At 66.8% G+C, this 22,889-nt stretch carries 15 protein-coding genes; 4 read left to right on the top strand and 11 right to left on the bottom strand.

Going from position 1 to position 22,889, the window contains the following annotated elements:
- Window positions 1–9: 9 nt before the first annotated feature.
- Window positions 10–3,105 carry a bifunctional proline dehydrogenase/L-glutamate gamma-semialdehyde dehydrogenase PutA gene (putA, locus tag G342_RS0116015; protein ID WP_018184177.1) on the bottom strand — a complete coding sequence of 1,032 codons (3,096 nt, stop codon included), beginning with the start codon at window positions 3,103–3,105 and terminating at the stop codon, window positions 10–12.
- Window positions 3,106–3,257: 152 nt separating this feature from the next.
- On the opposite strand from putA, the gene G342_RS0116010 reads away from it, so the two are divergent.
- Both G342_RS0116010 and G342_RS0116005 read left to right on the top strand, forming a co-directional pair.
- Window positions 3,258–4,067, top strand: coding sequence for an alpha/beta fold hydrolase (locus G342_RS0116010; RefSeq protein WP_018184176.1), 810 nt, complete (start codon window positions 3,258–3,260; stop codon window positions 4,065–4,067).
- Window positions 4,068–4,097: 30 nt separating this feature from the next.
- The gene (locus G342_RS0116005; RefSeq protein WP_018184175.1) at window positions 4,098–4,550 is read left to right on the top strand and encodes an Lrp/AsnC ligand binding domain-containing protein; all 453 of its coding nucleotides are present in this window, start codon (window positions 4,098–4,100) and stop codon (window positions 4,548–4,550) included.
- Between the two features lie 238 nt (window positions 4,551–4,788).
- On the opposite strand, the gene G342_RS0116000 is transcribed toward G342_RS0116005, so the two are convergent.
- From G342_RS0116000 to G342_RS0115960, 9 genes are all read right to left on the bottom strand, one after another.
- Window positions 4,789–5,733: an ABC transporter substrate-binding protein gene (locus G342_RS0116000; RefSeq protein ID WP_018184174.1), complete on the bottom strand. Its 945-nt coding sequence runs from the start codon at window positions 5,731–5,733 to the stop codon at window positions 4,789–4,791.
- A 56-nt stretch (window positions 5,734–5,789) separates the two neighbouring features.
- Window positions 5,790–6,794, bottom strand: a complete 1,005-nt coding sequence (locus G342_RS0115995) for an ABC transporter permease (protein WP_018184173.1) — start codon at window positions 6,792–6,794, stop codon at window positions 5,790–5,792.
- Window positions 6,791–8,323: a sugar ABC transporter ATP-binding protein gene (locus G342_RS0115990; protein WP_018184172.1), complete on the bottom strand. Its 1,533-nt coding sequence runs from the start codon at window positions 8,321–8,323 to the stop codon at window positions 6,791–6,793. The genes G342_RS0115995 and G342_RS0115990 overlap by 4 nt, the downstream gene beginning before the upstream one ends.
- Window positions 8,324–8,346: 23 nt before the next feature.
- On the bottom strand, window positions 8,347–9,525 hold the full coding sequence (locus tag G342_RS0115985; protein WP_018184171.1) for a Gfo/Idh/MocA family protein: 1,179 nt from the start codon (window positions 9,523–9,525) through the stop codon (window positions 8,347–8,349).
- A gap of 32 nt (window positions 9,526–9,557) precedes the next feature.
- Window positions 9,558–10,613, bottom strand: coding sequence for a sugar phosphate isomerase/epimerase family protein (locus G342_RS0115980; protein ID WP_018184170.1), 1,056 nt, complete (start codon window positions 10,611–10,613; stop codon window positions 9,558–9,560).
- A gap of 84 nt (window positions 10,614–10,697) precedes the next feature.
- Complete coding sequence (locus G342_RS0115975; RefSeq protein ID WP_018184169.1) at window positions 10,698–11,723, bottom strand: LacI family DNA-binding transcriptional regulator; 1,026 nt, start codon at window positions 11,721–11,723, stop codon at window positions 10,698–10,700.
- A gap of 70 nt (window positions 11,724–11,793) precedes the next feature.
- The gene (locus G342_RS0115970; RefSeq protein WP_018184168.1) at window positions 11,794–13,392 is read right to left on the bottom strand and encodes a copper resistance CopC/CopD family protein; all 1,599 of its coding nucleotides are present in this window, start codon (window positions 13,390–13,392) and stop codon (window positions 11,794–11,796) included.
- A gap of 9 nt (window positions 13,393–13,401) precedes the next feature.
- Window positions 13,402–13,920, bottom strand: coding sequence for a YcnI family copper-binding membrane protein (locus tag G342_RS0115965; RefSeq protein ID WP_018184167.1), 519 nt, complete (start codon window positions 13,918–13,920; stop codon window positions 13,402–13,404).
- A gap of 86 nt (window positions 13,921–14,006) precedes the next feature.
- On the bottom strand, window positions 14,007–14,381 hold the full coding sequence (locus G342_RS0115960) for a hypothetical protein (RefSeq protein WP_018184166.1): 375 nt from the start codon (window positions 14,379–14,381) through the stop codon (window positions 14,007–14,009).
- A 226-nt stretch (window positions 14,382–14,607) separates the two neighbouring features.
- Here G342_RS0115960 and pepN point away from each other — a divergent pair, with 226 nt between their 5' ends.
- Together pepN and G342_RS0115950 are read left to right on the top strand one after the other, a co-directional pair.
- A complete protein-coding gene (gene pepN / locus G342_RS0115955) occupies window positions 14,608–17,253 on the top strand; it encodes an aminopeptidase N (protein WP_018184165.1) in 2,646 nt (881 codons plus the stop codon).
- 268 nt (window positions 17,254–17,521) lie between these two features.
- The gene (locus G342_RS0115950) at window positions 17,522–19,846 is read left to right on the top strand and encodes a PAS domain-containing sensor histidine kinase (RefSeq protein WP_245557288.1); all 2,325 of its coding nucleotides are present in this window, start codon (window positions 17,522–17,524) and stop codon (window positions 19,844–19,846) included.
- A gap of 42 nt (window positions 19,847–19,888) precedes the next feature.
- Here the strand turns inward: G342_RS0115950 and G342_RS0115945 are convergent, their stop codons facing one another.
- Entirely contained in the window at window positions 19,889–22,879 is a 2,991-nt protein-coding gene (locus tag G342_RS0115945) for a bifunctional [glutamine synthetase] adenylyltransferase/[glutamine synthetase]-adenylyl-L-tyrosine phosphorylase (protein ID WP_018184163.1), read from the bottom strand.
- Between the last annotated feature and the right edge of the window lie 10 nt (window positions 22,880–22,889).

Below are 22,889 nucleotides of genomic sequence, written 5' to 3'. Positions count from 1 at the left end.
CTGGAATGGCTAGCCGTCCCCCATCGCCATCAGCGAGGCGTTGCCGCCGGCCGCCGCCGTGTTGACCGAAATCACCTGCTCCTCGGCGAACCGAAGCAGGTAGTTGGGGCCGCCCGCCTTCGGGCCGGTGCCGGAGAGGCCGGAGCCGCCGAAGGGCTGGGTGCCGACCACCGCGCCGATGACGTTGCGGTTCACATAGACATTGCCGACGGCGAGCTTCTCGACGATGGCGTCGACCGTCTCGTCGATGCGGCTGTGGATGCCGAGCGTCAGGCCGTAGCCGGTCGCGGCGACGGAAGCGATCACCGTGTCGAGCTCCTTCGCCTTCCAGCGCACGACATGCAGGATCGGGCCGAACACCTCGCGATCGAGCGTCTTTGCCTCCCTGAGCTCGACGATGGCAGGCGCGACATAGGTGCCGGCGTTGGGCACCCTGCCCTCGAAGCGAACCGTCTCCGTCTTCCGCATCGCGGCGAGGTGGCGGTCGAGATTGCCCTTCGCCTCGGCATCGATCACCGGGCCGAGATCGGTCTTCGGATCGCGCGGATCGCCTACCTTGAGTTCGGCAGCGGCGCCAGTGATCATCTCCAGCATGCGATCGGCGACGTCTTCCTGCAGATAGAGGATGCGCAGCGCCGAGCAGCGCTGGCCGGCCGAGCGGAAGGCGGAGGCGACGACGTCGTCGGTCACCTGCTCCGGCAGGGCGGTCGCGTCGACGATCATGGCGTTCAGACCACCCGTCTCGGCGATCAGCGGCACGATCGGCCCCTGCTTCGCGGCGAGCGAACGGTTGATCGACCAGGCCGTCTCGGTCGAGCCGGTGAAGGCGACGCCCGCGGTTAACGGATGGCTAACAAGTCGGGCGCCGATCCGGCCGTCCCCGAGGGCGAGCTGGCAGGCGGCGACGGGCACGCCCGCCTCGTGCAGCAGCCGGATCGCCTCGAAGGCGATGACAGGCGTCTGCTCGGCCGGCTTGGCGACGACCGCATTGCCGGCCGCGAGCGCCGCCGTCACCTGGCCGAGGAAGATCGCGAGCGGGAAGTTCCACGGCGAGATGGCGACGAAGACGCCGCGACCGCGATATTGCAACTCGTTGCGCTCGCCGGTCGGGCCCGGCATCCGGACCGACTGGCCGAAATGCCGGCGCGCTTCGGCGGCGTAGAAACGGCAGAAATCCGTCGCTTCGCGTACTTCCGACAGGCCGTCCGCCAGCGTCTTGCCGGCCTCGCGGGCGAGCAGGCTCATCAGCCGGTCGCGGTTTGCCTCCAGCAGATCCGCCATCCGCTCCAGCGCGGCTGCACGATCCTCGACCGGGGTCGCTTGCCAGGCGCGAAAACCTGCCTGCCCCGCCTGCATGACCGCGTCGACCGCGTCCTCCGGCAAGGAAACGACCGAACCAACCACCGTCCTGCCATCGACGGGGCTCAGCACCGGCTGCGGCTGGCCGTCTTCGAGCGGCACCGCCACCACCGGCTTGGCGACCAGCGCCGTGCCGTCCTCCGCTTTCATGCCCTCGACCAGCGCCGCCAAAGTCGCGGCATGGCCGAATTCGAGCCCGGCCGAGTTGCGCCGGCTCTCGCCATAGAGATCCGCCGGCAGGGGCAAGTTGCGGTTGCGGGCGCGAGCGCCGCCTTCCAGCGTCGTGTCGGGCCGGACCAGCAGGCTGGCGATCGGCACCGACCGGTCGCCGACGACCGCGACAAACGAGGAGTTCGCGCCGTTTTCGAGCAGGCGGCGGACGAGATAGGCGAGCAGGTCGCGGTGGCCGCCGACGGGCGCGTAGATGCGAGTCGAGACCGTCGGCACACTCTCATGCACCGCCTTGTGCAGCGCCTCGCCCATTCCGTGCAGCCGCTGCAGCTCGAAGCCTGTCGCCTCGCCGGCCATCTCCAGGATGGTGGCGACCGTCAGCGCATTATGGGTGGCGAATTGCGGGAAGATACGCGGCCGCAGATCCAGCAGCTTTCGCGCGCAGAACAGATAGTTCTGGTCCGTCGCCGCCTTGCGGGTGAAGACGGGATAGTCGTCAAGCCCGCGCTCCTGCGCCCGCTTGATCTCCGTATCCCAGTAGGCGCCTTTGACGAGGCGGACCATCATCTTGCGGTCGAGCGCTTTTGCCAGTTCGCCGATCCAGTCGATGACCCCGGCGGCGCGCTTCTGATAGGCTTGGATGGCGAGACCAAAGCCGTCCCAGCCGGCGAGCGAGGGATCGGCGAGCGCCGCCGCGATGACGTCGAGCGACAGCTCCAGCCGGTCGGCCTCCTCGGCGTCGACGGTGAAGTTCAGGTCGTAGCTCTTGGCCTGCGCCGCCAGCTTGACCAGCTGTGGCACCAGCTCCGCCATGACACGGGTGTGGTTGGTGGCCTCGTAGCGTGGATGCAGCGCCGAGAGCTTGACGGAGATGCCCGGCCGGTCCGGCAGCGCCTTCTTGCCGGCGCCCTTGCCGATGGCGTCGATCGCCATGGCATAGCTCGCGAAATAGCGTTCGGCATCCTCCGCGGTGCGGGCGCCCTCGCCCAGCATGTCGTAGGAATAGCGGAAACCTTGCTTTTCCAGCGTCTTCGCCCGCTTCAGCCCGTCCTGGATCGTCTGGCCGAGCACGAAATGATAGCCGAGGAAGCGCATCGCCTGGCGTGTCGCGGTACGAACCGTCGGCGTGCCAACGCGCTTGACGAGGCCGGCGATGATGCCGTCGGCGCTGTCCGTCGGCGTCACGATGCGGGCTGAGAGGCCGAGTGCCCAGGTCGACGCGGAGACGAACCAACCCTCCGCCTTGCCGCTGTGCTCGCTCCAGTCGGCGCCGCCGAGCTTGTCCTCGATCAGGCGGTCCTGTGTCGCGGAGTCCGGCACGCGCAGCAGCGCCTCGGCCAGCACCATCAGCGCCAGCCCCTCGCGGGTGGAAAGCCCGAACTCGCGCAAGAAATCCTCGATGCCGCCGACGGCGCCAGACTGGCCACGGATCGCCTCGATGAAGGCGGTGGCGCGCCGGTCGATGCGTGTCTCGGCGCTGGCGTCGAGCATGGCGCCACGGATCGCATGGCGGATCAGCGAGGCGTCGTCGCCGGCGTAGGGGGCGCGGAAGGGTTCAAAGGCGGCGGTCGGCATGGAAAGCTCCGGGATGGCGTTTGCCGCACTCTATCGCCTCCATGAGCGCTGCTTTGGGGTTTGATGCCAGCCCAAACCGTGATTATCTCGGCCAGGGTCACCTTTGGCGTGATTTTCACTATCCCTCTCGACACAAGCCGATGGATGCTCCGATGACAATGACCGACGATGATCTCGCCCGGTTCGCAGCAGAGGGCGCGCCGTCACTGCCGCTGACCGGCCGGCAGGCCTATGTGGCGCATCGTGGCGCCCGCATCTGGTACGCGCAGTTCGGCAGCGGCGAGCCGGTGATCCTGCTGCATGGCGGGCTCGGGCACGGCGGCAACTGGGGCTACCAGGTGCCGGCGCTGGTCAAGGCCGGCTATGCCGTCACCGTCATCGACAGCCGCGGCCATGGCCGCAGCACGCGCGACGGACAGCCCTACTCCTATGACCTCCTGGCCGCCGATGTCGGCGCGGTGATGGACGAGCTGGAAATTCCGAAGGCGGCGATTGTCGGCTGGAGCGACGGCGCCTGCACCGGGCTCGTATTGGCGCGCAGCCATCCAGAACGAGTGTCCGGGCTGCTCTTCTTCGCCTGCAACGTCGATGCGAGCGGCACCAAGCCTTTCGTGCCGACGCCAGTGATCGACAATTGCTTCAGCCGCCATGTCGCGGACTATGCGGCGCTTTCCGTGACGCCCGACGCCTTCAAGGCCTTTTCGGAAGCAGTCTCGACCATGCAAGGCGCGCAGCCCAACTATAGCGCCAAGGATCTCGCCGAGATCGACGCGCCGGTCCTCGTCCTGCAGAGCCCGAAGGACGAATTCATCAAGACCGAGCATGCCGAGTATCTGGCCCGGACCCTGCCGCGCGCGCGCCTCCGCCTCGTCGAAGGCGTCACCCATTTCGCGCCGCTGCAGCGGCCTCACCTCTTCAACGCCGAGGTCCTCGACTTCCTGGCGACCCTGCCATCCGACTGACCGCATTCATTCGAGAGAGACCCAAACCGCATGGACCGCATCGACCGCGCCATCCTGAAGGCCCTGCAGGCGGATGGCCGCATCACCACGCTGGAGCTCGCCGCCAAGGTCAATTTGTCACCGACCGCGACAGCCGACCGCGTCAAGCGCCTGACCCGCGAGGGCTATATAGAGGGCTATCACGCGCGGCTTTCGGCGGAGAAGCTGGACCTCGGCCTGCTGGTGTTCGTGGAAGTGAAGCTCGACCGCACGACGCCTGACGTTTTCGAGCATTTCGCGATCGCCGTCCGCCGCGCATCGGAGGTGATGGAGTGCCACATGGTGGCGGGCGGCTTCGACTATCTGATCAAGGCACGCGTCAGCGACATGAACGCCTACCGCGCCTTCTTATCCAACAGCCTGCTGTCGCTCCCCGGCGTGCGCGAGACGCACACCTACGCCGTGATGGAAGAGGTCAAGAACACGGATCTGCTGCCGCTTTAGGCGGGGGGCCGACATTGGCAGACAAACCTCCGTCATCTCCCGCCCCTCAGGCCGTCGTCCCCGAGAAGACGGGGATCCAAGCGGCCGAAGTGCTGGCAGCGCGAGCTTCCCCATGTCGCGGCTGGATGGATCCCGGGTCGGGATGACGGGGAGGTTGGGTGATAGGCCCGTCAACCCAACAAAAAGCCCTCCCCCGCGGCGCGGGAGAGGGCCAGAACGTCCGGACGAACCGATCCGATCAGAACGGCGAGTCGGGGTAGTAGAAATCCTTGGCGTTTTCCTTCGTCACCAGCGTGGCGTCGAGGATGTAGTTGCCGCGGACCGGCAGGTGGTCGTAGAGACCGGCGGCCGTCAGATCCATCGCGACGGCGACCATCGCAGGCGGATAGAGGATGTCGACCGGGATCATCTTGTCGCCGTCCATGACCTTCTTGATCATGTCCTTCATGCCGGCGCCGGCGATGACGAACTGGATGTCCTCGCGCTTGGCCTGGCTGATGGCTTCGAGGACGCCGACGGCCATGTCGTCGTCCTGGGTCCAGACCGCGTCGATCTGCGGGAACTTGGCCAGGTAGTCCTGCATGACCTTGAACGCGTCGTCGCGGCTCCAATTGCCGAACTGGCGATCGAGAACCTTGATCTCGCTGCCGGCGATGCCCTCGTCGAAGCCCTTGTTGCGCTCTTCGTCGATGACGATCGGCAGGCCGCGGATGACGACGACGTTACCCTTGCCGTTCAGTTTTTCCTTGATGTACTCGCCGGCGACGCGGCCGAGCGCCGGGTTGTTGCCGGCGACATAGAGGTCGGCGACGGAGTTATCGGTCAGCGCACGGTCGACGACCGTGATGAACACGCCCTTTTCCTTGACCTGACGGATCGGGTCGGTCAGCTCGTCGGAATTGTGCGGCAGGGTGACCAGCGCGTCGATGCCCTGCGTGGTCAGGTCCTGCAGGGCGTTGGCCTGCGACGCGCCGTCCGGCGACGTCTTGACGATGACCTTGAGGCCCGGATAGCGCTGCTCGAGGCGCTTGGCCTGCTCCTGGGCGTGGTAGACGACGCCGCCGGTCCAGCCATGGTCGGCCGCCGGAATGGAGACAGCGATGGTCTTCGTTTCCTGCGCCTGGGCGAGGCCGGCGACGAGCATCAGGCCCGCCGCGACCGATCCGAGTAGAAGTTTCCGCATTTCTCTCTCCCTTTTGAACCAGTGCAACCCGGAGGATTAACTCCTCCCTTTCCGCCTCAACGCTTCCGAACGAGCGAGCGCTGGACCAGCATCGCGATGATGATGATCGCGCCCTGAACGGCTCCGATGAGGTATTCGCTGACGAAGTTGGACAGCACCATGATGTTGCCGACCACTTCGAGAATGAGGGCGCCGCAGATCGTGCCCCAGATCCGGCCGACGCCGCCCTTGAGCGCGGTGCCGCCGATGACGACCGCGGTGATCGCCTGCAGTTCCCAGAGCAGGCCCGTCGTCGGCGTGGCGGCGCCCAGCCGCGGCACGTAGACGAGGACCGCGATGGCGACGCAGACACCCTGGATGACATAGGTGAGCGTCCGCACCCGGTTGACCGGGATACCGGAATAACGCGCCACATCCTCGTTGGAACCGACGGCGATGACGTGGCGGCCGAAGGCGGTGCGGTAGAGCAGGAAGGCGCCGATCAGCGCCACTGCGAGGATGACGAGGATCGGGATCGGCACGCCGAACACACTGCCGAAATAGATCGGCCGGTACGCGGCGCGCAGATCCGGCGCCTTCATGGCGATCGAGCCGCCCTCGGCGAGGTAGATCGTCAGCGCGCGGAAGATGCCCATCGTGCCGAGCGTGACGATGAAGGGCTCGATCCTTCCGACCGTGGTGATGGCGCCGTTGGCGAGGCCGCACAGCGCGCCGACTCCGACCGCCAGTAGCATCGCAACCGCCAGCATGGCGATATCGCCGCCGATGACGCCGGTATTCATGAACAGGATCATGACGCCGGCGACGAAGGCCGACATCGCGCCGACCGACAGGTCGAGGCCGCCGGCCGAGATGACGAAGGTGGCGCCGACCGCGATGATGGCGATGAAGGCGCTGCGCGTCAGAACGTTGAGCAGATTGTCGACGCCGAGGAAGTTCGGGTTCACCAGCGCGCCCAGCACCAGAAGGAAGGCCAGCGCCACGAAGGGCGCGACGGCACGCAGATCAATATCGCCGAGCGATCGGCGGGCGGCGGATTTGGTGGCCGTGGTATCGGTCATGCGTGTTCCGCCATCGAGGCGGCCTCCCTCGATGTCACACCCGTTGCAAGCACGACGATTTCGTCCTCGGTCATGCGCTCGCCCGCCACCTCGCCGACGATGCGCCCGTTGCGCATGACGAGGATGCGGTCGCAGATGCCGATCACTTCCTGCATCTCGGACGAGATGACGATGACCGATTTTCCGCTCTGCGCGAGCTCCGCGATGAATTTGTAGATCTGTTCCTTGGTGCCGATGTCGATGCCGCGCGTCGGCTCGTCGATGATGACGATCTTCGGGTCGAGCAGCATCATCTTGGCGAGCAGCAGCTTCTGCTGGTTGCCGCCGGAAAGCTGTCCGGCGAGCAGATCCTTGTTGCGCGTGCGGATGTCGAATTCCGTGATCGCGCCATCGAGCGCCTTCGCTTCCTTGCGGCGATCGATCAACATGCCGCGCAGGAACTGGCCAAGGGCGGCGAGCGTCAGGTTGATGCCGAGGTTCTGGGCGAGCAGCAGGCCCTTCCCCTTCCGGTCCTCGCTCAGATAGACGATGCCGGCGCGCATGCTGTCGCGGACCGTAACGAAATTCACCGGCTTGCCGTTCAGCTTGACCTTGCCATGCGCCGGGCGGAGGCCGACCGCGCCTTCGAGCAATTCCGTGCGGCCGGCACCGACCAGCCCGGCGAAGCCGAGAATCTCGCCCTGCCGCAGCTTGAACGAGGCGTCCTGCGCATAGCCGGGCACATTCATGCTCTCGACTTCCAACGCAAAGTCCGGCGCCGTCGTGGCGACGCGGTCGGGATAGAGCTTGGCGACGTCGCGGCCGACCATCAGACGCGCCATGTCGACCGCTTCCAGCCCTTCGGCCGGACGGGTGGTGATCAGCTTGCCGTCGCGCAGCACCGTGACGCGGTCGGCGATCTCCTTCACCTCCGGCAGGCGGTGCGAGATGTAGAGGACGGCGGCGCCCTTCTTCTTGATGTCGAGGATGACGCGCAGCAGCGCGTCGGTCTCGGTCAGCGTCAGCGAGGCGGTCGGCTCGTCGAAGATGACGACCCGGTGCGGCACCAGCAGCGCGCGGGCGATCTGCACCAGCTGGCGCCGGGCGATCGAAAGCCTGCCGACGACGGTCGTCGGATCGATGTCGATGCCGAGCGCGCGCACGGCTTCCGCAGCGCCTTTGTTCATCGCCTTGTCGTCGAGCGTCAGTCCCTTGCGAATCTCGCGGCCGAGATAGATGTTCTGCGCCACGGTCAGATCAGGCGCGAGCAGGATTTCCTGATGCACCAGGACGATGCCACGATGCTCGGCGTCGACGGGGCCGGCCATGACGACCGGCTGCCCGTCCATTCTCAGTTCCCCCTTCGTCGGCGGCAGATGGCCGGCGAGGATCTTCATCAGGGTGGATTTTCCGGCGCCGTTCTCGCCGATGATGGCGTGGACCTCGCCGGGCACGAGGGACAGGTTGATGTCCCCCAATACCTCGACGGGCCCGAACGACTTCGAGATGCCCACCGCCTCGAGAAGAGCCGGCTTCGCGGACGTCACCATGTCTCTCCTCTCGGGGTTCGACATCAGCCGACCTTGGTCCAGACGTTGCCGGCCTTCGACGATGCGACGGCGGCTTCGATGAACTGCATGCCGATCAGGCCGTCCTCGACCGTCGGATAGTTCACGGCCGGATCCACCTGGCTGCCGTCGCGGGCCGCGCGGATGGCGCGAGCCGCCTCGGTGTAGATATTGGCGAAGCCTTCCAGATAGCCCTCCGGATGGCCGCCCGGCACGCGACTGACGCGCGTGCCTTCCGGCCAGGCGCCGGCGCCGTTGCGGGTCAGAAGCTGCTTCGGCTCACCGAACTTGGTGAACCAGAGATAGTTCGGGTCCGCCTGCGTCCATTCAAGGCCGCCCTTGGTGCCGTAGATGCGCAGCTTGAGGCCGTTTTCGTTGCCGACGGCAACCTGGCTCGCCCAGAGCATGCCCTTGGCTCCGCCCTTCCACTTCAGAAGGATCTGCACGTCGTCATCGACGAGGCGGCCCTCGACGAAGGTCGAAAGCTGCGCCAGCAGCTGATCGAGCTCCAGTCCGGAAACATAGCAGGCGAGGTTGTAGGCATGGGTGCCGATATCGCCGATGCAGCCGCCGGCGCCGGTCCGTTTCGGATCGGTGCGCCACTCGGCCTGCTTGTTGGTGCCGGAGGCCTCGGCCTTCTCGGTCAGCCAATCCTGCGGGTACTCGGCCTGCACCAGCCGGATCTCGCCGAGCTCACCGGCGGCGACCATGGCGCGCGCCTGCCGGATCATCGGATAGCCGGTGTAGTTGTGGGTCAGGGCGAAGATCTTGCCCGACGACTTCACCAGATCGACCAGTTCCTTCGATTCCTCGACCGTCAGCGTCATCGGCTTGTCGCAGATGACATGGATGCCGGCGTTGAGGAACGCCTTGGCAGCCGGGGCGTGCATGTGGTTCGGCGTGACGATCGCCACCGCCTCGATGCCGTCGGGACGGGCTGCCTCGGCCTTGGCCATCTCCTCGAACGACGTGTAGGCGCGGTCGTCGGCGATGCCGAGATCCTTGCCCGACGCCTTGGCGCGGGCCGGATCCGACGACAGCGCACCGGCGACCAGCTCGTACTGGTCGTCCATGCGGGCCGCGATCCGGTGCACCGCGCCGATAAAGGCCCCCTGCCCGCCGCCGACCATGCCGAGCCGGATGCGACGGCTGGCTGTTTCTTCCTTGCTGGCTCCGATTGCCATGGTGGTCTCCCGATCCTGATTGCGTTGCCGAGTTAGGCGATGCCGAGAATGCGGCGGTTGGCCGCCTCGTCGGTGCCGGAACCGGCGAAATCGTCGAAGGCGTGCTCGGTGACGCGGATGATGTGGTGTTTGATGAACTCGGCACCCTCGCGCGCACCGTCCTCCGGATGCTTCAGCGCGCATTCCCACTCGAGCACGGCCCAGCTGTCGAAGTCATAGGCGGTGAGCTTGGAGAAGATGGCGCCGAAATCGACCTGGCCGTCGCCGAGCGAGCGGAAGCGGCCGGCGCGGTTGACCCAGCTCTGATAGCCCGAATAGACGCCCTGGCGGCCAGTCGGGTTGAACTCGGCGTCCTTGACGTGAAACGCCTTGATGCGCTCGTGATAGATGTCGATGTAGTCGAGATAATCGAGCTGCTGCAGCACGAAGTGCGAGGGATCGTAGAGCAGGTTGGCGCGCGGATGGTTCTTCACCTCGTCGAGGAACATCTCGTAGGTGATGCCGTCATGCAGGTCCTCGCCCGGATGGATCTCGTAGGCGACGTCGACGCCGTTCTCCTCGAACACGTCCAGGATCGGGGTCCAGCGACGGCCGAGCTCGGCGAACGCCTCCTCGACCAGGCCGGCCGGGCGCTGCGGGAACGGATAGAGGAACGGCCAGGCCAGCGCGCCCGAGAAGGTCGGATGCGCCTTGAGGCCGAGATTCTTCGAAGCCTTGGCGCAACGCTTCAGATGATCGACGGCCCATTCCTGGCGCGCCTTCGGATTGCCCCGCATGGCGGGAATGGTGAAGCCGTCCATCAGTTCGTCATAGACGGGGTGCACGGCGACCAGCTGGCCGATGATGTGCGAGGCGAGCTCGGTGATCTCGAGGCCGTGCTTGGCGGCGGTGCCGGCCAGCTCGTCGCAGTAATCCTTGGATTCCGAAGCCTTGTTGAGATCGATCAGCCGGCTGTCCCAGGTCGGGATCTGGATGCCTTTGTAGCCGAGCGAGGAGACCCAGCCGCAGATCGCGTCGAACGAATTGAACGGAGCGGCATCACCAGCGAACTGCGCCAGGAAAATGGCCGGCCCCTTGATCGTCTTCATTGAAAGTCTCCTTCGGATCTGTCGTCTCGGGCTGACGCCCTCGGTCGGTTGAGGCTAGGTCGTTGAAGGCCGGAACGACGCCCGTCAGGGCACATTGTCCCGAATGAAAATGTCGATCTTGATACGCTCCTGGCCGGGAACGATCTCCATGCCCTCGCGCATGGCGAGGAGGATGCGCGCGGTGCTGCGCGCCATGTGGCCGGGATCCTGGTTGATGATCGCGTCGATGGGGCCGCGGATCAGATGGCGCCGGTTGAAGGCCGTCAGCTCATGCCCGACGAAGACGATGTCGCGCGTGCGCCCGGAATTCTCCAGCGCCGCGACGATGCCCGGCGTGCCGCCGCCGACATTGTAGATGCCGACGAGATCGTCATGCTCGGCCAGCAGCCCCTCGGCTGCCAGCCGCACGCGCTCGTCTTCGTCGCGCCCTTCGCGCACCGGCAGCACTTCGAGGTTCGGGTATTCGCGGGCGATGATCTGCTCGAACCCGTATTGCCGCTCGATGTGATCGCGCAGCGCCAGCGATCCGGCAATCAGCCCGACCTTGCCGTGGCGCTGGCCGAGGAAGCGCCCCAGCAGGCTCGCCGCCGTCCGGCCGGCGGCCGAATTGTCGATGCCGACGAAATGAGCGCGCCGCGTGCCCGGCAGGTCCGAGACCAGCGTCACGACGGCGACGCCCTGATCGGCGATGGTGTTGATCGCCTCGGCCACGGCCGGATGGTCGAGAGCCACCACAGCGAGGCCGTCGATGTCGGAGGGCAGTTTTTCCAGCGCGGTCGCCAGCGCCTCGCCGTCGAAGACATCGACCTGGGTGATGTTCAGCAGCACCCGCTCATGCACATAGCGTTCGGCGGTGGCGCGAAACTCCGTTTCCAGCACGCGCATGAACTCGTTCGTGCCGCTGGGAAGGAGGATCTCGAACCGGTAGTCACGGCCACGCGCCAGGCGCGACGCCATCCGATCCGGCTGATAATTCAGCCGATCGACCGCGGTCTGCACCTTTTCAACCGTTCGCGCATGGACGCCGGCTCTACCATTCAGCACGCGATCGACCGTCGCGAGACTGACGCCAGCCTCCCGGGCGACGTCTTGCAGCGTCGTCTTGCCCACGAGGAATTCCTCCCGGGTGATGAAATATCATCAGGAAATGAGGTAGGCAACTCAGACTTGCGCTAGATGCCTATGGCGATGCGGAAAGCGTGATCCTGCCCTCCAGCATCGCCTTGTCGAAATCGCTGATGAGCAGGTCGACCCGGACCGTCCATTCCGCAGTGCCGGCAAGCCCGGCCACCGAGGTGCGCCAGCGGCCGTCCTCGCCTCGTTGCGCCACCATGCGGATCGGCTCCATCCCGCCATCGGTCGGTGCCAGCGAAATCGAGACTTCCTGGGGCTTGAAGGGCACGCCATCGGCGTCAAGCGGGTCGATATCGACCGTGGCGGCGCCCGAGGCGAGCGGCGTCAGCACGAATTCGGCCATCGCCTTCTCGCCGTGGAGATGCAGCTCGATCGGCGGCAAGGCGCGAGCCAGCGCGCGCGGCGGCGGCGTGAAACGCCAGGAGGCGGCAAGACCGAAGACGACGACGACCAGGACCAGTTCGGCCGCGATTGAGCGGACCAGCCGGCGCGTCGCACGCCCATCGCCCAGCAGGACGGGCCGGGTCAGCACGGTGCGATTGCGCACCGCCAGCCCGAGGACGAGCGCCACCGCGCCGAGTTTCAGCACGAGGACGCGGCCATAGGCGGTCGACCAGAAGGCGTCGATCGCGCCCATCTGCACGACGGCGATGACGACGCCGGAGATAAGCAGGACGGCGAACACGAACGGCGCACGGGTGGAAAAGCGCACCAGCGCCGCGCGGCCGCGATCGGCAGGGAGGGCGAACGCCAGCGGCAGCAGCGCCCCGGCCCACCACGCGATGGCGGAGGCGTGCAAGAAGACCAGCGGCCGCATCATCAGCTGCGGCTCGGTGGCCGAGGCGTGACCGGTCGCGGCCAGAGCCAGGCCGGGCGCCAGCATGGCGACGGAAGCAAGGGCCCGGAGCGTCCGCAGCGAGGCAGCACGCAAGGCGAGGATCCCGAGTCCCGAGCCGATCATCGCGAGGATGGCCGTGCGGCCGAAGCTGGTTTCGAGGCCTGTCGCCCAGACATCGCGCCGCGCCAGCGCGGATAGCGACACACCAAGCGCATCGAGCCCCTGCCAGCCGAGACCGACGAGGGCGGATGCGACACCGAGCCCGAGCAGGCTCGTCAGAACCCGGCGCAGCGCGCCGGCGCGGAGCGTAGACCGCGACGACCAGGCGACGAAGAACACGCCGCCGACGCCGAGAAACAGCGCCGAATAGAGCCCGACGCGGGCGAACCAGAGGCCAAGCGTGACGCCGAGCGGCCTGTCTTCAGCCGCTCCGATCGAGGGCGCCGCACTGGCAGCGCCGACCGAGAAAGACAGCGTTCCGCCGATCGGATGGCCATCCTCGGACACGACCCGCCAACTGACCAGATGCGTCCCCTGCGCCAGATCCGGCGGCAGCGGCAGGGTGAGCCGCGCGCCGTCGCCGGAGACGCCCAGAAGGTCGACCGGGCCGCCACCGGGCGAAAGCAGGCGGAAGACCAGCGGCGCCACCGGCTCGCTGAACACCAATTCGACCTGATCGGGAGCCGCCGCCAGTACGCTGCCGGCGGCCGGCTCGCTCGTCACCAGCGCGGCATGCGCCATGGCCCCTCGCGGTGCCGACGACACCGCGAGGACGATCAGGGCGAGGCACAGGAAAATGCCGCGCAAGGACATTCCTTAGCCCTTCGGCGAGAGGATCACGGCCGGGGCCGGGCTCTCATAGTCGTCGTCCGACTTGCCGGCGGCCGGAATCTCGATCCAGCGCTCAGAGCCCTTCTCGCATTCCTGGACGACCGGGAAATAAAGCGGCCCCGCCGGCAGATCGGCGGTCAGGTAGGTGCGGAAGGCGAACTCGTCATAGAAGTCGTCCGGCAGGCTGCCGCCCGACCAGACGATCTCCTTCACCCCTTCCGACACCTTGGCGCCCCAGAGGTCGTAGGTCTTGGCATAGGCGCCCTTGACGGTCTCGAGCGTCCAGCCGGGCTTCGGCTGCGGCTTGACGTTGATGACCCCCTCGGGGATCTGCACGCGCAGCTTAACGGTCGGCGAGCCGGCGCAGCCATGGCCGACCTGAAGGACAGCCTTGTAGCTGGCCCCGAGCTTAGTCTCCGGGGTCGCGAGCGTGACATGGGCGGAGGCAGCGGAGACGGACAGAAGCAGGACGCCGGCGGCGCCTGCGAACAGAAGCTTGCTCATGAAAAGTCACCTGAAAAATCGCAATGCATTGCCGGGGCTTGGCCAGCACCGGCGCAAGACGGCCGTCGATCGGACGGCCGGCGATTTCAGGCGAGCGGTGGTCCGCGTGCGTCGGGAAGGAAGATCAGCGCCGCCCCGGCATCGGCCGTGTGGGCGACGGGAAGCACCCTGAAGGCAACCGGAGGCAGCGGCTGTGGTACCGGGAAGGACGCCGCCGGTCCGAAAGCCTTGGCGACCTGGGCGAGCACGCAGAGATCGCAGGTGCTGACGGTCGTGCCCTTGGCGGGGTCGGTTTGCTCGCCGGCCGGAAGGCAGAGAATGGTCAGGCCGCTGCGGTCGCCGAGCGCCAGCCGCGCCTCGGCGCTGGCATGGACGGGGGCGAGCAGGACAAGGATGAGCACGGCGAGAACGCCGAAGGCGCCGCCTATCTCTCCCGCGATCTGTCGCCAGGTCTCTCGCATCGCCGCCCCTTCAGGCCCGAAACGCCTGAACCTCACGTTGATTGTTACAGAGCTCGCCCGCGTCCGGCCAGTGCGACGCATTGGCATAGATGCAGCAGAGGCGGAATGGTTTCCCGACTTTCAGGGGAATTCCGGCTTTGCCATAGCGAGCCCCGGACGAAGCCCCTAGATTAAAGTCTGACCGAACTGGCTGATCCGAAGCCGGTCGCCGCGGGAGACCTCACTGATGAAGACCGACGCCGCCGCCTTCCGGCTCGAGGATTACCGCGCCCCGGCCTTTACCATCGACACGGTCGATCTGAATTTCGTGCTCGCGCCGAAGGCGACGCGCGTCACGGCGAAGCTCGCCATCCGGCCGAACACGGACGAAGCCGCCGAGGGCAAGCTGGAACTCATCGGCGACGAGACGGTCCTCAAGGGATTGAAGCTCGACGGCGCCTCCGTTCCGGCTGACCAGTATTCGGCCACGCCCGACCTGCTGACGCTCCACCGCGTCCCGAACGCGCCCTTCACGCTCGAGATCGAGACGGAGGTCGACGCCGACGCCAACACCAAGCTGATGGGCCTCTACCGCAGCAACGGCACCTATTGCACGCAGTGCGAGGCGGAAGGATTTCGCCGCATCACCTATTTCCTCGACCGGCCGGACGTGCTGGCCGTCTACACGACGCGGATCGAGGCGGCCAAGCTCGACGCGCCGATCCTGCTCGCCAACGGCAATCCGGTCGAGAGCGGCGATATTCCCGGGACCGGCCGGCACTTCGCCGTCTGGCACGACCCCTTCCCCAAGCCGTCCTATCTGTTCGCCATGGTGGCCGGCGACCTCGGCGTGATCACCGCCAGCTTTCGCACCATGTCGGGCCGCGACGTCGAGCTGCGCATCTATTGCGAGCACGGCAAGGAAGCGCGCTGCGCCTATGCGATGGACGCGCTGAAGCGGTCGATGAAGTGGGATGAGGACGTCTTCGGGCTCGAATACGACCTCGACATCTTCGTCATCGTCGCCGTGTCGGATTTCAACATGGGGGCGATGGAGAACAAGGGCCTCAACATCTTCAACGACAAGTATGTTCTGGCTGACCCCGACACTGCGACGGACGCCGACTACGCCAATGTCGAGGGTGTGATCGCGCATGAATATTTTCACAACTGGACCGGCAACCGCATCACCTGCCGCGACTGGTTCCAGCTCTGCCTGAAGGAAGGCCTGACGGTTTTCCGCGATCAGGAATTCTCGTCCGACATGCGCTCGCGCGCGGTCAAGCGGATCGCCGACGTGCGCACGCTGCAGGCGCGACAGTTTCCCGAGGATGGCGGCCCGCTCGCCCACCCGGTCCGGCCCGAAATCTATCATGAAATCAGCAACTTCTACACGCCGACCGTGTATGAGAAGGGCGCCGAGGTCGTGCGCATGCTGAAGACGATCCTCGGCCCCGACGATTTCCGGAAGGGCATGGATCTCTATTTCGAACGCCATGACGGCGAGGCGGCGACGGTGGAGGATTTCCTCGCCAGCTTCGCCGACGCCGCCGGCGTCGACCTCGCCCAGTTCCATCTCTGGTACTCGCAGGCCGGCACGCCGCAGATCGTCGCCAAGGGCGAGTATGACGCGGACGCCAGGACCTATCGCCTGTCCCTCACGCAGAGCGTGCCGCCGACGCCCGGGCAAACCCTGAAGCGGCCGATGCACACGCCGATCCGGTTCGGCCTGATGGGCCCGAACGGCGAAGATCTCGGCTACGAGACGGTCAGCGGCGGGCGCGTCGAAAACGACGTGATCCACCTGACCGAGGCGAGCCAGACGCTGACCTTCGAGGGCGTCGGCGCGCGGCCGGTGCCCTCGCTGCTGCGCGGCTTTTCCGCTCCCGTCCGCCTGGCCATCGACATCTCGACGGCCGACCTCCTGTTCCAGGTCCGGGCAGACAATGATGCATTCAATCGCTGGCAGGCGGCACAGACGCTGGCGATGCGCAACCTGATCGCCGGTACCGCGGCACAGGCGAAGGGCAGCGCGCCGAGCGTCGAGCCGGCCCTGATCGAGGCGCTCGGCGACGTGCTCGACAACGACTTGCTGGAACCGGCCTTCCGGGCCCAGGTTCTGCAACTGCCGAGCGAGGCGGATATCGCCCGCGAACTGAGACACGACGTCGATCCGGACGCGATCGCCGCGGCGCGCCGCGCGCTGCGGCTGGCGATCGCCACCGGGCTGCAGGATCGCCTGCAGCCTCGCTACGCGGCGCTCTCGGAGGATGTCGGCACCTATTCGCCGGATGCCGGCAGCGCCGGTCGCCGGGCCCTGCGCAACACCGTGCTCGACCTGATGGTCGCCACCCGCTCGCAGGATGCGGTCGCCCAGGCACTGCGCCATTTCGAGACGGCCAACAACATGACCGACCGGCTGGCCGCCGTCGGCATCCTGTCGCAAGCCGCCCTGCCGGAACGGCGCGCGGTCCTGAAGGCCTTCCACGATCGCTATGCCGACGACGCGCTCGTGCTCGACAAGTGGCTGATGCTCGAGGCGACGGTCCCGTCCTCCGAGACGCTCGAGCGGGTGCAGTCGCTGCTGCGCCATCCCTCCTATTCGGCCAACAATCCGAACCGGATCCGGGCCCTTGTCGGCAGCTTCGCCGGCGCCAACCAGACCCAGTTCAACCGCGTCGACGGCGCCGGCTACGAGTTCCTGGCCGACTTCGCGCTCGACCTCGACAAGCGCAACCCGCAGACGACGTCGCGGCTTCTGGTCAGCTTCCGGTCGTGGCGCGCTCTGGAGCCGATCCGGCGCGGCCATGCCGAGGCGGCGCTACGGCGAATCGCGCGGGCCGACAACCTCTCGCCCGACACCCGCGATATCGTCACCCGCACGCTCGCCTGAGCGTCAAAAGCCAGCAATTCAGCCGCTTTCGGCACGAGAAAAGCGCGTCGGGGCCCAACCCTGACGTGCCCCGAAAATTATGCTTAACGAAACCCTAATGCCGTCTGGACTTTGTGATTCGCGTCGATTCAAATGGGGGTGATTCGGGGCAAGGGACTGGCCCGATGATAGCGGATATCAGGGGGCCGAGATGGCGCGGGCAGAAACAGCCAGTGCGTCTGCGAGCGAGCGCATGCCTATCGCCGGGATGTTGTTTCGACGCAAGCAGATGATCAAAGGTCACGCGAAACTGCTGGCCAAGCCGGCCTATGAGAAGCTCGTCTCGTCCGAGCCGATCCTGCGGCGCTGCATTCCCGTCCTCATCATCATCTTCCTGCTGATCGTCGCGCTCGCGCGCTTCATGCAGCTCTACGACCTCCGCATGGAGCGCGAGAACCAGGCGCGCGACATGATGGGCATGGTCGCGAGCTATCTCGCGCAGTCGTTCGACCAGGTCGAGCCGACGCTGCCGACCGATCGCTACCAGATGGCCGTCCAGAACGCGCTCGACAACGCCCTGCCGCAGAGCGCTGCCAATAGCGGCCAGCGCGTCTATGTCGCCGACGCGACGGGCCGCGTGCTGGCAACCGCGCCACGCTCGGGAGCGGAGGAAGACCGCAGCTTCACCGAGGTCATCACGGGCGCGCAGCCGCTCGTCATCTTCGGCGACCGCGCCGGCGTCCTCAAGGTCAACATCGACGGCGACCAGCCGGCGCTTGCGACGCTGCGCCACCTGAACGGCCGGCTCGGCTTCGTCGCGGTCGCCACCCCCCTGCCCGCCATCTATCGCGACTGGCGCGCCGACGTATCGCTCAACGTGTCCGTGTTCGTCGGCACCAGCGGCATCCTGCTGGTCATCCTCTACGGCTATTTCTCGCAGTCGGCCCGGGCCCAGGAAGCGGACATCATCTATCAGGAGACCTATGACCGCTTCGACACGGCGCTCCGCCGCGGCCGTTGCGGTCTGTGGGACTGGGACGTCGCGCGAGGCCGCCTGTTCTGGTCGAAGTCCATGTTCGAGCTTGTGGGCATGGCGCCACGGGACTCGCTGCTTGGCTTCGGCGAGGTCAACGATCTCGTCCATCCCGAAGACGGCGACCTGATGAACCTGGTCGAAGCCCTCTACGAGGCGAACGAGACCACCGTCGACCGCATGTTCCGCATGCGCAAAGCCGATGGCAGCTATGTCTGGCTGCGCATCCGGGTCGAGCTGGTCGATGCGGACGGCACCGAGCCCCACCTGATCGGCATCGCCGTCGACGTCACCGAGCAGATGCGGCTGGCCGAGAGCTCGCGCACCGCCGACATCCGCCTGCGCGACGCCATCGAGACGATCTCGGAAGCCTTCGTGCTCTGGGACACCGAAAACCGGCTCGTCATGTGCAATTCCAAGTACCAGCAATTGCACGGTATTCCGGATTCCGTGCTGCAGCCTGGCACCCCCTATGCCGAAGTCATCGCCGCCGGCCACCAGCCGGTCGTGCGGGCGCAGATCCCGACCGAGGGCCGCGCCGAGGAAGGCGCCCGCTCGTTCGAGGCGCAGCTCAATGACGGCCGCTGGCTGCAGATCAGCGAACGTCGCACCAAGGATGGCGGCTTCGTCTCCGTCGGCACCGACATCACGACCATCAAGCGCCACGAGGAAAAGCTGATCGACGGCGAGCGCCGCCTGATGGCCACCATCGCCGACCTCCGCCAGTCGCGCCAGAAGCTGGAGCAGCAGGCGCAGGAGATGGTCGATCTCGCCGAGAAATATTCGGAGCAGAAGGACCGCGCCGAAGCGGCCAACCGCACCAAGTCCGAATTCCTCGCCAATATCAGCCACGAACTGCGCACGCCGCTCAACGCCATCATCGGCTTCTCGGAGATCATGCAGTCGGGCCTGTTCGGACCGCTCGGCTCGCCGAAATACGGCGAGTACTGCCAGGACATCAACGCCAGCGGCAATTTCCTGCTGAACGTCATCAACGACGTGCTCGACATGGCGCGGATCGAAGCCGGCCGCATGACACTCGACATGGAGCCGCTCATGCTGGACCAGATCGTCGACGAGGCCGCCCGCGTGATGACGCCGGAAGCGGCGGCGCGCAAGGTGACGATCGAAGCCGATCTCGAGGATACGCTGTCGCTCCACGCCGACCGCCGCGCGGTCAAGCAGATGGTGCTCAACCTTCTGTCGAATGCCGTCAAGTTCACGCCGGAGAACGGCCATATCAGCGTCCGCGCGCGCAAGATCGGCAGCGCCGTGACCCTGACCATCGAGGACAATGGCATCGGCATTCCGAAGGAAGCGCTGAAGAAGCTCGGCAAGCCTTTCGAGCAGGTGCAGAACCAGTTCACCAAGAGCCACAAGGGCTCGGGCCTCGGCCTCGCCATCACCCGCTCGCTGGCGGAGCTGCATGGCGGCGCGATGCGCATCCGCAGCCAGGAGGGCAAGGGCACGATCGTCTCGATCCGCTTGCCGCTGATGCAGACGGCGCAGCAGGAGCCGCCGACCGGCGCCTCGGCCGGCGTGGCCCTGCGGCTCGGCGCCTCCGCCGAACCGTCCCGCTAGCCAACGGCCCGGGACGGAAAGCCGCCTGCCTGGGACGTGTGGCTAGGCCTTCTTGCTCTTTCGCACCTTGCCGATGATGCGCTCGAAGGCGGCGCGGACATCCTTCTGCGTCGCCTGGACATGGGCGTCGAGGGTAGCGAAGTCGGGCAGTTCGCCGGCCCGCGACAACAGGCCGAGCAGGCCGCGCGGCGCTTCCGCCGGATTGAACGGGCCGTCGACGCTGAGGCGCAGGATCAGCACCAGCTTCTGGTAGAGCCGGAGCGCCGGCAGCAGGATCTCCGCCTCGGTCGCCGGCAACAGGCCGGCCCTGGACGCCGCCGCCAGCGATACTTCGGTCTCGACGTCGAGGATGTCTGGATGCTCGGCGCCATGCACGAGCTGCAGATATTGGGTGATGAATTCGATGTCGATCTGCCCGCCGGGCACCTGCTTCAGATCCCACGGCCCTTCGGCCGACTTCTCGACCTCGAGCAGCGCCCGCATCTCCAGCACGTCGCGCAGCACCTTCTTCGGGTCATGCGGCGTCGACAGGATGGCGCGGATGTTGTCGACCGATTCCGCGATCAGGGATGCATCGCCGCCGATCGGCCGCGCGCGCGTCAGCGCCATGTGCTCCCACGTCCAGGCCTCCTTGGTCTGGTACTCGACAAAGGAGCGGATGTGGGTGGCGAGTGGCCCAGAATTGCCGGAGGGGCGCAGGCGGAAATCGACCTCGTACAGCGAACCTTCCGCCGTCGGAGCGGAGATCGCCGCGATCAGGCGCTGCGTCAGCCGCGCGAAGTACTGGCTGCCGGAGAGCGGCCGCGCACCGTTCGAGCCCGTCTCGCTATCGGGGAAATCGTAGAGCAGGATGAGGTCGAGATCCGACGACGCCGTCATCTCGCGGCCGCCGAACTTGCCCATCGCCAGCAGCGCGATCCGGCTCTGCGGGATCGTGCCGTGCTGCGCCTCCAGCGCCTTGCGGACATGCTCCAGCAGGGTCGAGACGAGCAGGTCGGCGAGATCCGCATAGGCGAAGCCGGCCGCGCGGGTGCCGACCGAACCGGCGACCACGCGCACGCCGATCAGGAAGCCCTGTTCCTTGCCGAAGATGCGCGCGCGATCGAGCACGTCCTCCAGCGACTCGGCCTCGGCCAGCGAGGTGTCGAGCCGCGCGGCGAGCGTCTCCTTGTCGGGCAGGCGCCCGAAGAAGGCGGGATCGAGCACCGCGTCGAGCACATGCGGGCGCGCCGTGACGATCTCCGCCAGGCGCGGCGCCGTGCCCATGATGGTGGTGAGCAGGTTCAGCAGGCCGGGATTGGAGCCGAGCAACGCGAAGAGCTGCACTCCGGCCGGCAGGCGGGCGAGGAACCGGTCGAAGGCATTGAAGGCGGCGTCGGCATTGTCGGTCGACGACAGCGCCTCGAGCAGGGCCGGCGTGATTTCCGTCAACCGTTCGCGCGCGGCGGCCGAACGCATCGCCGCGTAGCGTCCGAAATGCCAGCCGCGGATGGTCCGGCTCACCTCGCGCGGATTGCGGTAGCCGAGGCTTGCCAGCGTCGCCACCGTCTCCGGATCCTCGTCGTCGCCGGTGAAAACGAGGCTGCCGAGCGAGGAGGAAAGCGGCGGGGCCGCCTCAAACAGCTGGATATAGTGATCACGCACCTTCTCCAGCGTCGCGACCAGGTCCTTGGAGAAGGCCTTCACCGTCCGGTAGCCCATCAGCCGGGCGATGACCTCCAGCCCATCCTCCGTCTCGGGAAGCGTATGGGTCTGCTCGTCGGCGATCATCTGCAGGCGGTGCTCGATGGCGCGCAGGAAGCGGTAGCAGCGCGCCAGTTCCTCCGCCGTCTCCGGCGCGATCCAGCCCTTGGCGGCGAGGATATCCAGCATGTCGAGCGTGCGCCGCCCCCGCAATTCGCGGTCGCGGCCGCCTGCAATCAGCTGCTGCGTCTGGACGAAGAACTCGATCTCGCGGATGCCGCCGCGGCCGAGCTTGATGTTGTGCCCGGCGACGGCGACCTGTTCATGGCCGCGATGATCATGGATCTGGCGCTTGATCGAGTGGATGTCGGCAATCGCCGCGAAATCGAGATATTTGCGCCAGATGAATGGCGCCAGCTCGGCCAGGAAGGACACGCCCGCCTCGATGTCGCCGGCGAAAGGGCGCGCCTTGATCATGGCCGCGCGTTCCCAGTTCTGGCCGCTCGCCTCGTAATAGAGGAAGGCCGCGGGCGTCGAGATGGCGACCTGGGTCGAGCCCGGATCGGGCCGCAGCCGCAAATCCGTGCGGAAGACGTAGCCGTCGCTGGTCCGCTCCTGCAGGATCTTGACCAGTCGGCGGGTCATCCGCACGAACAGCGCGCCGATCTCGTCGCGATCGGTCGGGCGGGCGCGTTCCGGATCGAACAGCACGATCAGGTCGATGTCGCTCGAATAGTTCAGCTCGCGGGCGCCGCACTTGCCCATGCCGAGCAGGATCCATCCGGAATCGCGCGACGGCGTTTCCGGATGCGGCAGGACGAGCTTGCCGGCCGCATGCGCATCGGCGAGCAGGAAATCGACCGTGGCGGCGACGGCCGTCTCGGCAAAGGTCGTCAGCGCGCCGGTGACGCGGTCGACGGTCCAGATGCCGCCGAGATCGGCGAGCCCGACCAGCAGCGCCGCCTCGGCCCGAGCCTGACGCAGTCTCGTCATCAGGCTCGCTTCGTCCGTGTCACGCCAGGCCCCTGATACGTCCGCCATCAGGCGGGCGAAACGGGTCTCCGGGTCCTCCCGGAGGATGCCGATGAATCGGGAGGGATCGTCGAGCGCAATCTGGCGCAGGAAGGGCGAGGCATCGAAGACGGCGGCCAGGAACGGGCCCAGCCCTGCCTGCCCCTGCAGCAGTTCGGCCAGCGCCGGTCCGGCATCCGCTTCCTTCGCCGCCGACTGCAGATCGCCGAGGATGGCGCGGACGCGCGCCGCCTTGGGCGGCCGGAGCTCAGCGCTGATGGCGGCGGCAAGCGGTCGACCGGCCGGCTCCGCCGTCGATCGTGATATGCGTGCAGCCATCGCCCGGTCC

The organism is Kaistia granuli DSM 23481 (assembly GCF_000380505.1).
GTDB lineage: Bacteria > Pseudomonadota > Alphaproteobacteria > Rhizobiales > Kaistiaceae > Kaistia > Kaistia granuli.
This window is presented reverse-complemented; position numbering and strand designations above follow the sequence as displayed.